This is a genomic window from Streptosporangium sp. H16, from assembly GCF_051918855.1.
In the GTDB taxonomy this organism is placed as follows: Bacteria; Actinomycetota; Actinomycetes; order Streptosporangiales; family Streptosporangiaceae; genus Streptosporangium.
In genome coordinates this window covers 298,270-310,487 of record NZ_JBPXMD010000006.1, presented here as the reverse complement: position 1 = coordinate 310,487, position 12,218 = coordinate 298,270, and the positions used below count along the sequence as shown (strand labels likewise).

Here is a 12,218-nt window from a genome sequence, read left to right as displayed (position 1 = left end):
CCTTTCACCTGGCGGGGATCCGGCCGGGCTCGCGACGTCCGGAGAGGGGCGACGGGACCGGCGGGAGGCGTCGGGGGCGCGGCGTTCGGCCGGCCTCGCCGGTCGGGCTGCGCTCCGTCAGGGGAGTCGTTAGCATGCGTCGGGTGCCTGAAACGCCTGTTATGCCCGCACAGTCGCCGGCAGTCGGCCGGAGGTCCGCCTCCCTTTCCGCGGCCTCGCTGCCCATGCACACGCTCAGGATCTTCGGCGCCTGCGCCCTGTCGCTGATCCTCTGGTTCTCGGCCGGCAGGGTGGTCCGGGGGCTGCTGATGGTGGCCGCCAGCGAGGTCTCCCACGGCGACTACCGGCAGGTACGGCTCGTCATCACGATGTTCGTCTTCACGCTGATCGTGTTGAACGAGCTCGTGATCATGGTCGGCATGCTGCACTCGGTGCGCGGGGCGCTGCGGGAGATCCAGGCGCGCAGGGAGGGCGGCGAGGCAGACGAGAGCATGTTCGGCGCGCTGAACCGTGCCACGCTGGTCTTCGCCACCATCTACCTCGCCTGGAGCTTCCAGAACGCGGACGCCAGGGAGTTCATCGCCGTCGACACCGCCAGGCGGGTCGACCAGGACTTCGCGGCGAGTCTCGCGGGGCAGGAGGTGGAGGGCGGCACCGGGCTCTCCACCCTGGACGTGCGGGTCTCCCTGGGGGTCGCCGTGGTCGCGTACCTGCTCAAGACGCTGTTCAGCTGGTGGCACGTCAACGGCAAGGTCAGGGGCAGCGGCGTGTTCGCGACCTTCTTCGAGCTGGCCTTCGCCTTCTACAGCATCAACGCCCTGTTCGCCCTCGCCGACGCGCGGGCGGAATGGCTGGACCACCGGGTCGTCGTGGCGGCGGCCAGGGACTGGGCCGAGGAGGCGGGGGAGGCGATGCCGTGGTGGAAGGCCTTCTGGGACGCGGTCGGGGACGTGTGGCCCCATGTGATCGACGGTCTGGTCGTCCCGCTCACCTGGCTGACGGTCGCCTCGCTCGTCTACGGAGCCTTCGCCGAGGACACCCGGGCCGTCGTACGGGGAACCAGGCTCGACAACGTGGCCACCCGGATGGAGCGGACGCACAACCTCACCCAGACCACGATGACGCGTGCCACGGCCGGGTTCCAGGAACGCTGGGTTCCCCCGATGAACGCCTTCCGGCTCGCCGTCCGGGGCGGTCCCGCGCTGTTCGGTCTCTTCTGCCTCGGTTACGTCGGGATCAGGGTGGTCACCGACTACGCGGACCGGGGCGTGCGGATGCTGATCGGCAACGAGGACCCGTTCGTCTGGCTGGCGCTGGCCGGGCCGGTGTCCTTCGTCAGGGAGATGGCGGTGCTGACGCTGACCGTCTGCCTGCTGGCGGCCACGTTCGACATCGCGGCCACCCGCAGTCGCGAGGCGGGGGAGGCGCTCACCGCCGGAAGCGCAGAACCTGGTCCTGAACAGGGTCCTTCTGCTCCGCGGCCTTCTTGAAGATGTCCTTCACGGACTCGTCCTCCACGACGTCGTACGTGGCGGGGCGGACGTGGACCTCGACCTGCCCCGCCAGTTTCCTGGGCACCACGGCGACCATGTTGTAGGTGTAGGCGGTACCGATCCTGTGGTCCTTGGCCTCGTCCGGGACGTCGTCGCTCTCGGGGAGGACCTTCCACACGCGGCTGTCGGAATGCCTGATCTCGACCTGCGGATCGCCGCGCAGGCTGATGCCCTCGGCGTCCAGCGCGGTCCTCGTCACCTTGATCTTCAGCCACTGGCGGTCGGCAGGGAGGGGCTTCTGGCCGGGCAGGCTGTCCACCTGCTCGACCGAGGACTTCCACGACACGTGCATCAGCGTCATGGCACCCCCCGCCGCGACGGTGTAGATCCTGTCGGCGGGGTTGCCGGTCCTGTAGACGGTGTAACCGTTCCACGTGGAGACCGCGATGCCGAGTCCCACGAACACGATCGTCGCGCCGGCCCGCAGCACCGTACGGCGCCTCCTCGTCGGCGGGGTCTCCTCCGTGGCCGCCGCGGTCTCCCGCGGTGGGCGTTCCCCGGGCGGCGTGTCGGTGGGTGCGGCGGGGGCGGCCGCGGGCATCGCCGCCGCCGTCCCGGTTCCGGTGGCGGAGGGTCTGGGCAGCGGGGACCCGGTGACGGAGGGGAACGGCTGGGTCGAGGCTCCCTCCGGTTCTTCCGCAGGCTCTTCCACGGGCGGCCTCGGGGGCCAGACCTGCTCGTCCGGGAACGTCCGCGGAGGGCCGGGCGTCCACTGGCCACCGCCCGGAGGTTGCCGGCGCTGAGGTGGGGTGGGGCGGCTCCTGGTCGGGGTGGGGGGCGCGGCGGGGAGACCCGGGGCCGGGGCGGGAGGCGCCGGTGGCGCGGCGGGCCGAGGCCGGGGTGCGGGGGCCGGCTGCGTCGGATCGGGGAACCCCTGCCCGGCATGGCGGTTCCCGGGCTCGGGCGGGTTCAGCCGCCGGGCCCGGGGAAGCGCGGGCCGTTCCGGATTCTGTCCGGTACGCGGCCGGTGGGCCGCGGGAGGTTCCGCGTGACGTCCGCGAGGTCGCGTGGGCGCGTCGTCGTCGAGACCGGGCGATGCCGGGGGCCTGGGGGGAACGCCGGGAGCGCCGGGAACGCCGGGAGACATCGGTCCTGGCGGCGTCGGGCGCTCGCCGGCAGCGCCGGGAGGCATCTGGCCGGGGAGCATCGGGCCGGGTGGTGCCGGACGCTCACCGGGGGTGCCGGGGGGTGCCGGCCAGGTGCCGAGGGTGGCGGGCCAGGGGCTGCCTCGGTAGGGATCGTGAGACGGCGTGGAGGGATGGCCCTCCGAGGCGGGCCGGTTCTGCCGTACGGGCCCGTTCTCCCCCGCCGGCCCGTTCTCCCCCGCGGGCCGGGGCTCGCCCGCGGACCGTTCCTCCCGCGCGAGCCGTTCCTCCCGCGAGGCGAACCAGTCGCGGCCCTGCTCGTCCTCGGGACCTCCCCGGTGCGGCGTCCCCATCAGTTCCTGCTCGCCAACTCGTAGACGTCCTTCGCGGTGGAGGTCAGCCGTCGCGCGGCCGCCTCGTCCAGACCCAGGTCTATCTCGATCTCGGGTCCGTTCGGCTCGACGATGAAACCGGATGAGGGGGCGAGCAGGATCCGCGAGTCCGGGAGCTCCCCGGGAGGGATCTCGAAGACCGTCACGCCCTCGGTCCACCAGCCCGGCTGGATGTAGGGATGGGTGATGGTCGACATCTGGTCCACCCTGTCGGAGGCCACGTAACGGTGCCCGCCGCCCGTCAGCAGCCGGGGAGGTCCCAGCTGCTGCGGCTCCCAGGTCGCCGTGGCGCCCACCTCGACGATGATGAAGATCCCTTTGGCGGTCACCCGTTTCTGCTCGCCGCCGGCGTTCTTGGCCGCGATGGCCTTGGCCGCGTGCACGGCCTTGACCCGCGCGGAGATCCGGGAGCCGGTGACCTCCTCGTTGATGTCGCCGGTCGAGGTGAGGGGCGCGTCATGGTCGGCGATTCCCGAGCCGAAGGCCTGCAGTCCCACGGCGGAGGCCGCCAGCGCGATCCCGGCCAGCACGGCGCCGGCGGCGCGCCACCGGCTCGGCGGCGCGGTGGTTCTGCGGCGGGCGGGCGCCCCGGAGCGGGAGCGGGAACCGGGCCGGGGGTGGTTCTCGGGCCGAGGACGAGTCTCGGACCGGGGCCGGGTCTCGGGCAGCGGATGAGTCTCAGGCCGTGTCTCGGGCCGGGAACGGGAAGAGGCGTTCACGAGCGTGTTCCCTTCTGCGCGACGGGAAGCGTGACCTGGGCCGTCACCACGGGTTTCTCCTTGCCCGCGTCGTTCTCCGTCACCAGGAACCAGCCCGGCGACAGGGTGATCCCCTCACGCCACTCGTACTTGCCGACGTCGATCGTCAGCTGCTTGGGAGCCCGCTGCTTGTCCTCCAGCTCGTACCTGACCACCACGCCGGTCGGCAGGGCCGGGTGGAGTTGTGCGCTCTCGCCCCCTCCGGTGGGGGAGAACACCGACGCGCCGTACTTGCCCTTTATCGCCGGGGTTATCTTGAGCAGGGACGAGCCGAAGGACCCGCCGGCCAGGCCGCCCTCGTAGAGCAGTCCCGTGCTCGCGGTCTCGTCGCCCTTGTTGACGACCCGGAACTCGATCTCCAGGAAACGCTTGGCGGGGCTGCCGAACAGGCCGGGCTCGCTCACGGTGCGGGACCCGACGAATGTGGTCGTGAACTGCTCCTGGTCCACGGTCGAGCCCTGGCCGAGCCGCTTGGGAGGCTTGTCGGGGGCCGTGGCGAAGCCGCCGAGAGCGGCGGTGACTCCCAGACCGGCGACCGTCACCAGGGCGACGAGCGGGACCGCGATGGGGCGCCGTCTGGTGGGACCCTCGGGAGGCGGAGTCATGAGAAATGATGTTAATCGCTGACGTCCGTCTCATCCGACTCATCTGTCCCTTAAGTCCTGGCGAACCTGGGGAAAATACAGCGGATTGACGGGAACGCTGCCCGAATATGATGTCGAACTCTTACGCTGTCTCCGAGGCTTCCGATGAGCCCGATGGCGGAGGTTCCGTGGCGGACGTGCATCCAGAGCATGCGCAGCTCCAGGCGGACCGGATCTACCTGGGCTGGCAGTACGCCTTGTTGCACCCTGATCCGGGTCCGGCTCCCAAGCGACCGTCGCCCGTCGAGAATCCTCCCGAGCCGCTCGACCCCGAGTGGGTGCGCAGGGAACGCCTCAACGAGGACCTCCTGAACCGGCCGGTCAAGATCGTTCGAGGGTTCATGGCCGCGCTCGCCACCCTGATCCTCGTCCTCGGCCTCACCGAGATGCTCAGCTGGTCGTTCGCCGCCGTCGGGGTTATCGCCGCCGGTGGCATCGCGGCGTTCTGCAGCTACGCCGTCCACCAGGGCGACCGGGCGGTGCGCCACCGCATCAGGGAGCGCGAGGTGGCCGGTGACCGGCTGCGGGAGGAACGTGACAGGGAGCTCTTCCTCGCCCAGGAGGAGCACGCCGCCCGTTACCGGGAGTGGGCGGAGAAGAAGGAGCGCCACGACCGCCAGCTGACCTGGTACGCGGTGGCGGTGCCCGACGAGATCGACCGGATCGACGTGGCCGGAGGCACGCTGCCCGGCTGGTCGGCGCTGATCACCCTGCTCGGCGCGACCCGCCTCTACAGCGGCGGCCACCTGACCGTGCTGGACCTGTCCGAGGGCGCGATCGCCAAGGACCTGATCGAGCTCGCGCGCAGGGGTGGCGACGACCCGCTGGTCTGGGTGCTGCCGGTCGACCTGCCCCGGCTCGACCTGGGCGCGACGCTCGCCCCGGAGGCCTTCGCCGACGTTCTCGCCCACGTCGTGAGCGTCAGCGAGGAGCACCGTTCGACCAGGGACCTGTCGTTCGACAACGCCATCCTGGAGCGGGTCCTGGAGGTCCTCGGCGAGAGCGCCACGATCAACCAGGTCACCGCCGCCCTGCGCGCCCTGGCCCAGGTCGGCGACCCCCGCGAGGACCTGCGGTTCGGCCTGATCACCGCCACCCAGCTGGAGCGGATCGGCACGCTGTTCGGCAGGGGCGTCAGCGACCGGGTGGTGATCGAGCGGGCGTGGGCGCTGGAGTCGCAGCTGCGCAAGCTGGAGACCCTCGGCTCCGAGGCGGTGCGCCTGCCGCCCGCGCGCCTGCGGGTCGTGTCGATGGACCGCCAGGCGGGCGTGTTCGGCAACCGCGTCCTGGGCACGTACGTGGCGACCGCGCTCACCCACATCCTGCGCCAGTCGCCCGCCTCCGAGCGGCCGTGGTACCACACGATCATCGTCGCGGGCGCGGACAAGCTCCGCGGTGACGTGCTCGACCGGCTGATGGACGCCTGCGAGACCTCCAGGACCGGCCTCGTGCTCACCTACCGGTCGCTGACCCCGACCGTGCGGGAGCGGCTCGGGCGCGGGCACGCGGCGGTGACGTTCATGCGGCTCGGCAACGCCGAGGACGCCCGGGTCGCCAGCGAGCACGTCGGCACCGAGCACCGGCTGGAGCTCGCCCAGCTCACCGAGACGATCAGCGCCGCCGGGGCCGGGATGGACGGCGGCTACGTCTCCACGGTCGGCCAGGCCGAGGAGGGCGACGAGGAACGCGACGTGAGCCACACGGACCTCAAGGAGGACATCACCGAGTCCACCGAGTGGGGCCGTCGCGCGACCAAGGCGATGGGGGAGACCGAGCGGGTGCTGCACCGCTCCAGGGAGTTCCTCGTCGAGCCCCACCAGCTCCAGCAGCTTCCCACCACCTCGGTGATCGTTACCGACGCCACCGCCGAGGGGCGCAGGGTCCGTCTCGCCGATGCGAACCCGGCCATACTGACCTTCCCCAAGACGACGCTGGGCGAGTTCGACGAGATCAAGGAAGCCGCGCTGGACCACGCGCACCAGGAGAGGAAGGCGGAGCCGCGCGCGTCGAGCGCGTTCGAGGACGCGCCGCCCAACCTCGGCCCGCCCCCGGCCAGGCTCGACTGGCGTCGCCGCCAATGAGATCCCGGCCCACGCCGACGAGAGCCCGGGTGATGCGGGACCGGAGGGCGGAGGCTCGGGCGGTACGGGTCCGGGCGGCGTCAACCCGGAGGGGGGAGGCTCAGGCGAAGGAGGCTCGGGTGAGGACCGTTCGAGCGGCGGCGTTTTCACCGGGTGCGTCAACGAGCCGTCCGTATCTCGTAATGGGATGGTCAATGCCGGGGTGCGAGCCCCGAGTCAGGTTCGACCGTGGTTGCGGGGGTGACCTACCCTCGATCTCGATCATGCGTCGGCCGGTACGACGGAGCGATCCGTGAAGCGTCAACCCTCCGGCCTGGAGCCGGGTCCCCCGGGTGGAGACCAAATGCAGCCAAGTGTGTCCCGTCCGCCCAATGCCCTGACCGGTCCCTGGTACAGAATCCAGGCGATCACGGCGCCCTCGCGCAGCTCCTCCGCCGAGTGGGACTTCGTCACCGTCCTGCCCGCCGTACTCTCCACGGCCCAGCGCAACCGGCCCTTCGTGGTCGGCTGGCTCTCGCGCGGGTCCGGGGCCCCGCTGGAGCTGATCACCAACGCGGGGCCGCTCACCCCGCCGCGCCCGCCCCGCAGGGCCGCCACCGAGGCCGAGCACGCCCCCGGCGGTCCCGAGCCGCTGCTGTTCCCCAGCGGTGCCCGGGGTGTCCGGATCGGCGACGAGTGGCTTCGCGACCTGTCCGACCTCGCCTGGACCGTCTGCCCGGGACGGCAGGCCCCGCCGCTGGGCGGGCGCCGCGAGCCGGACGCCGACGAGATCAGGCGGCCCACGCTCTTCGAGTCGACGCTGGTCACGCTCATGTCCCGGCCGTTCGCCTGGCTGGTGGTGGCCGAGCAGACCGACCTGCTCGACGCCGAGGTCGCGCACCTGCGCACCCAGCTCAACGTGCTGCGGCAGTACGGTGACGCCTCCGAGCGCTCCCGCTATGACGCCGAGCGGGCCGAGCGGCGCATGCAGGAGCTGGACGCCTTCCGCGAGGCCGGGCTGTGGAACGTCCGGGTGCTCGCCGGGGCCGCCGGGCCCGAGGAACTGCGCCAGATCGCCCCGGTGCTCGTCGGCTCCGCCGAGATGAGCCACCACCCCTACCGCCTGCGCAGCGCGCTGTCCGGCCCCGTGTACGGCTTCGCCGAGGCGCTGGCCACGACCCTGCAGGACCCGGCGGACGGCGCGGCCTCCCCGTTCGCGGCCACCGCGGGGGCGCTCGCCGCGCTCGCCGGGCTGCCGCACCGGGAGGTGCCGGGGGTACGGGTCCTCGACGCGGGCTTCTTCGACGTGACCAGCGAGGCGGACAACGTGCCCGGCGCGCTCACCGTCGAACTCGGGTCCATCCTCGACGGCCAGGACAGGCCGGTCGGCTCGTTCAAGGTCCCGCTGGCCACCCTCAACCGGCACGCGTTCATCACCGGCGCCACCGGCTCCGGCAAGTCCCAGACCGTCAGGCACCTGCTGGAACAGCTCACCGGCGCGGGCATCCCGTGGCTGGCCATCGAACCGGCCAAGTCCGAGTACGCCTCGATGGGCGGCCGGATCGAGCACCTCGCCCCGGTGACCGTGATCAACCCGTCGGCCCCGGAGAGCGTGCCGTTCAGCGTCAACCCGCTCGCCCCCGAGCCCGGCTATCCGGTGCAGGCCCACATCGACATGGTCCGTGCGCTGTTCATGGCGGCCTTCGACGCCGAGGAGCCGTTCCCGCAGATCATGTCTCTCGCCCTGCAGCGGGTGTACGAGGCCAACGGCTGGGACGTGGTCACCGGCTGGGCCGCCCCGGGCGCCGCTGTCAGGCCCGCCGTACCGACCCTCGAACAGCTTCAGCAGCACGCGATGGACGTGATCAAGGAGATCGGCTACGGCCGGGAGGTCCAGGCCGACGTGGAGGGCTTCATCTCGCTGCGGCTGCGGTCGCTGCGGGTCGGCTCCGCGGGCCGGTTCTTCGAGGGCGGGCACCCCGCCGACATCGGCGACCTGCTCCAGCGCAACGTGGTGCTCGCGATCGAGGACGTCGCCAACGACGAGGACAAGGCGTTCCTGATGGGCACCTTGATCATCCGGATCGTGGAGCACCTGCGGATGCGGGCCAGGAAGGAGCGCAGCAGCGGGCTCAAGCACGTCATCGTGATCGAGGAGGCGCACCGGCTGCTGCGCGACCGGGGCGCGGGGCGGGCCAGCACGCACGCCGTCGAGCTCCTGGCGGGCATGCTCGCCGAGATCCGCGCGTACGGCGAGGGCATCGTGGTCGCCGAGCAGATCCCCACGAAGCTGGTCTCCGACGTGGTGAAGAACACCGCGCTGAAGGTCATCCACCGGCTCCCCGCCGAGGACGACCGCCAGCTGGTCGGCGCGGCGACGAACCTGAGCGAGGAGCAGTCCCGGCAGGTCGTCTCGCTCCCGCCCGGCGTCGCCGCGGTCTTCGCCGACGGCATGGACCGGCCGCTGCGCATCCAGGTGCCGCTGGGCGAGGACCGCGAGCGCCCGGTCCCCGGCCACATGCCGCCCATCTGCGGTCGCCGGTCGGCGGCCTGCGGGCAGGAGTGCCGCACCGGCCGGGCGTGCACGCTGGTCGAGCTGCGCGAGGCGGACCTGCTCGCCGGGGCGTCCGAATGGGCCTGGCTGCGGATCTGGACCGACACGCTGGTGCTGGCGTTCTGCACCAACCGGCCGGTGCCCGGGGTTCCCAGGGTGCTGGCCGACCTCTGGGCGGAGCTCCCGCCGCGGCGGCGCGAGTGCCTGCTGGCCACGGCGGTGGAGCGCTGCGTGGGCCGCCGCGCCTGGTCGCTGCGTACCGTCAGCGACCCGGTCAAGCTGACCGAGCAGGTCGCCACGATCGCGACCAGGCTGCTCGGTCCCGACCGTGACCCCGGCGAGCGGCCGGGGCCCGCCTGGGTCATCCCGCAGGTGCGGTGGCTGCACGAGGTGGACAGGCTCTTCCCGCACGGTCAGCCCGCGCCCAACCCGCGCGGCTCCGCACCGGTCATGGAGTACGCCCTGTTCAACCGTCCCGCGGGCGGCACCGAGCTGCTCGGCCACCGGGCCAAGGCGCTCCGCCACCACCCGCTGTCCATGGAGGTGGACAGGAACAGGGAGCTGGCCTGGCGGGTGATCCTCGGCGACGACGAGCGCGAGAGCGTGGAGCGCGACATCCTCACGGTCACCATCGGCGTCGACCCGGCCGACCGGCTCCGGCACGTGTCCCAGACGATGGGGGCGGGCTGGCTGGAGAGCGTGCTGTCGTGGCCGCACCGGTTCGTGCTGCCCTTCGACGCCGACTCGCCGGAGCCCGCGGAGCTCGCCTTCGCCGAGCAGTGAGGGCGGTTCGGCCGGGGTGTCCCCCGGCGTGCGGAAGGTTCGCTCCACGAGCTTCGCCATGAGCCTTTCCCCGAGCTCCGCCATGGGCTTTGCCCGGGTCCTTTCCGGTGTCCTCCGACCGGATCCGGGGGCTCGCGTACCTCACCGTCACCGGGTGGTGCGTGTGACGTGCCGCCGGGGGGTGACGGTGCCGAAGCAGGGCTAAGATCTGCGGCATGAACGATTCGGTGATTCCGGTCCCGCGGCCGGGCCGGTCGGCCGCCGGGTCGTCCCGCGACGGGTCGCCAAGCGAGGAGACGGCATGACTCAGCTTCCGCTGCGGGCGCAGCTCGCCACCGCTCTCGGCCGGACGGCCGCGACCCTGTCCCGGGTCACCGGGCGCGGAGACGGGTCGGTGATCGGGGGCCGGGTGAGCCTGGTCCTGGAGCCCGACCTGCTGCGCAAGCTCGCGCACGACCGCAAGCTCGTGCTGGTGAGCGCGACCAACGGCAAGACCACGACGACCCGCCTGATCACCTCCGCGCTGTCGGAGCTCGGCGACGTCGCCACCAACGCCTTCGGCGCCAACATGCCCGCCGGGCACGTCTCGGCGCTGTCGTCGGCCAAGCACGCCCCGTACGGCGTGCTGGAGGTCGACGAGAAGTACCTGCCCGAGGTGATCGACACCACCGGTGCCGGGGTCATCTGCCTGATGAACCTCAGCCGCGACCAGATGGACCGGGCGGGCGAGATCTGGCTGCTCGCCCAGAAGTGGCGGCGGGCGCTGGCCGGCAGGAACACCCACGTGATCGCCAACGCGGACGACCCGCTGGTGGCCTGGGGCGCATCCACGGCCGCCTCGGTCACCTGGGTGTCGGCGGGCCAGCCGTGGAAGGAGGACTCCTGGTGCTGCCCCGAGTGCGGCGGCCCCCTCGACCGCAAGGGCATGGAGTACGTCCCGCCCGGCAGCATCGGCGCCGGTGCCCCCTCGAAGTCGGGGGAGAACGACTGGGCCTGCCGCGAGTGCACCTTCCGGCGGCCCGAGCCGTCCTGGATCCTCGACGACGACGCGGTGATCGACCCGCGCGGGCAGCGCTGGGTGCTCGACATCCAGCTTCCCGGGCGCGCCAACCGGGCCAACGCGGCGATCGCGCTGGCCACCGCCGAAGTGTTCGGCCTGCCCGTCGAGCGGGCGCTTCCCCGGCTGCGCGAGGTCAGGTCGGTCGCCGGCCGGTACACCACGGTGGAACGCGACGGCCGGCACGCCCGGCTGCTGCTCGCCAAGAACCCGGCCGGCTGGCTGGAGGCGTTCGACGTGCTCGACTCCTCGCTCCCGGTGATCCTCTCCGTCAACGCCCAGGGGCCCGACGGCCGCGACACCTCATGGCTGTGGGACGTCGACTACCGGGTGCTGCGCGGCAGGCCGGTCTTCGTGGCCGGTGAACGGCGGCTCGACCTCGCGCTCCGGCTGGACGTGGCCGACGTGCCGTTCCAGCTGGCGGGCTCGTTCGAGCAGGCGCTCGCCGCGCAACCACCGGGCAAGGTCGACGTGATCGCCAACTACACCGCCTTCCAGCAGATCCGATCGGAGTTCGGTCGTGCAGTCTGACAGCGCCCTGCGCCTTGTCTGGATCTATCCGGACCTACTGAGCACGTACGGCGACCAGGGCAACGTCCTGGTCCTGGAGCAGCGCGCCAAGCGCCGGGGCATCCCGGTCGAGACCGTGCACGTGCGCTCGGCCGATCCGGTCCCGGAGGGCGGCGACATCTACCTGATCGGCGGCGGTGAGGACCGGCCGCAGATCCTGGCCGCAGAAAGGCTCCGGCGCGACGGCGGCCTGCACCGGGCCATCCAGCGGGGCGCCGCCCTGCTGGCCGTGTGCGCGGGCTACCAGATCATCGGCACCACGTTCGGCGGCGAGGAGGGCCAGCCGGTCGACGGCATCGGCCTGATCGACATCTCCAGCGGGCGTGGCCAGGGCCGGGCCGTCGGGGAGCTGGCGGGGGAGGCGGACCCGGCGCTCGGCATCCCGACGCTGACCGGTTTCGAGAACCACATGGGCGTCACCCGGCTCGGGGCCGGGATCCGGCCGCTGGCGCGTACGGCGGTCGGTACGGGCAACGGCGACGGCACCGAGGGCTGCCACATCGGCAAGATCGTCGGCACCTACCTGCACGGCCCCGCGCTCGCCCGCAACCACGGCCTCGCCGACCTGCTGCTCACCTGGGCGGTGGGTGCCCAGCTGCCGCCGATCGACGACGCCTGGTTCGACCGGCTCCGCGAGGAGCGTCTGGCCGCGGTGCTGCCCCGCTGATCGGGTGCCGCCTCGCCGACGGGGCGTCTCGCCGGTGGAGGCGTCCTGCTGACGATGGCGCCCCACCGGCGGGGGAGACAGGCTGCCCGGCCTCG

At 72.3% G+C, this 12,218-nt stretch carries 8 protein-coding genes; 5 read left to right on the top strand and 3 right to left on the bottom strand.

From position 1 onward, the window contains the following. Positions 1-143 precede the first annotated feature (143 nt). On the top strand, positions 144-1,490 hold the full coding sequence (locus tag ACTOQ2_RS13190; protein WP_440099855.1) for a hypothetical protein: 1,347 nt from the start codon (positions 144-146) through the stop codon (positions 1,488-1,490). Here the strand turns inward: ACTOQ2_RS13190 and ACTOQ2_RS13185 are convergent. The 3 genes from ACTOQ2_RS13185 to ACTOQ2_RS13175 form a co-directional block, all read right to left on the bottom strand. Beyond that, on the bottom strand, positions 1,429-2,205 hold the full coding sequence (locus ACTOQ2_RS13185) for a hypothetical protein (RefSeq protein WP_440099854.1): 777 nt from the start codon (positions 2,203-2,205) through the stop codon (positions 1,429-1,431). The genes ACTOQ2_RS13190 and ACTOQ2_RS13185 overlap by 62 nt on opposite strands. Before the next feature lie 785 nt (positions 2,206-2,990). Next, positions 2,991-3,749 carry a hypothetical protein gene (locus ACTOQ2_RS13180; RefSeq protein ID WP_440099853.1) on the bottom strand — a complete coding sequence of 253 codons (759 nt, stop codon included), beginning with the start codon at positions 3,747-3,749 and terminating at the stop codon, positions 2,991-2,993. Continuing rightward, on the bottom strand, positions 3,746-4,393 hold the full coding sequence (locus ACTOQ2_RS13175) for a hypothetical protein (RefSeq protein WP_440099852.1): 648 nt from the start codon (positions 4,391-4,393) through the stop codon (positions 3,746-3,748). Before ACTOQ2_RS13175 ends, ACTOQ2_RS13180 begins: the two co-directional genes overlap by 4 nt. A 176-nt stretch (positions 4,394-4,569) precedes the next feature. Here ACTOQ2_RS13175 and ACTOQ2_RS13170 point away from each other — a divergent pair, with 176 nt between their 5' ends. The 4 genes from ACTOQ2_RS13170 (at position 4,570) to ACTOQ2_RS13155 (ending at position 12,123) form a co-directional block, all read left to right on the top strand. Continuing rightward, a complete protein-coding gene (locus ACTOQ2_RS13170) occupies positions 4,570-6,513 on the top strand; it encodes a hypothetical protein (protein ID WP_440099851.1) in 1,944 nt (647 codons plus the stop codon). Between the two features lie 343 nt (positions 6,514-6,856). After that, positions 6,857-9,829, top strand: a complete 2,973-nt coding sequence (locus ACTOQ2_RS13165) for an ATP-binding protein (RefSeq protein WP_440099850.1) — start codon at positions 6,857-6,859, stop codon at positions 9,827-9,829. Between the two features lie 301 nt (positions 9,830-10,130). Next, a complete protein-coding gene (locus tag ACTOQ2_RS13160) occupies positions 10,131-11,417 on the top strand; it encodes a MurT ligase domain-containing protein (RefSeq protein WP_440070440.1) in 1,287 nt (428 codons plus the stop codon). Further along, entirely contained in the window at positions 11,407-12,123 is a 717-nt protein-coding gene (locus ACTOQ2_RS13155) for a type 1 glutamine amidotransferase (RefSeq protein ID WP_440099849.1), read from the top strand. The genes ACTOQ2_RS13160 and ACTOQ2_RS13155 overlap by 11 nt, the downstream gene beginning before the upstream one ends. Positions 12,124-12,218: the final 95 nt, after the last annotated feature.

Coding starts and splice junctions, on each gene's coding strand:
- ACTOQ2_RS13175 (WP_440099852.1), bottom strand. CDS start 4,393: ATGACTCCGCCTCCCGAGGGTCCCACCAGACGGCGCCCCATCGCGGTC.
- ACTOQ2_RS13165 (WP_440099850.1), top strand. CDS start 6,857: ATGCAGCCAAGTGTGTCCCGTCCGCCCAATGCCCTGACCGGTCCCTGG.
- ACTOQ2_RS13160 (WP_440070440.1), top strand. CDS start 10,131: ATGACTCAGCTTCCGCTGCGGGCGCAGCTCGCCACCGCTCTCGGCCGG.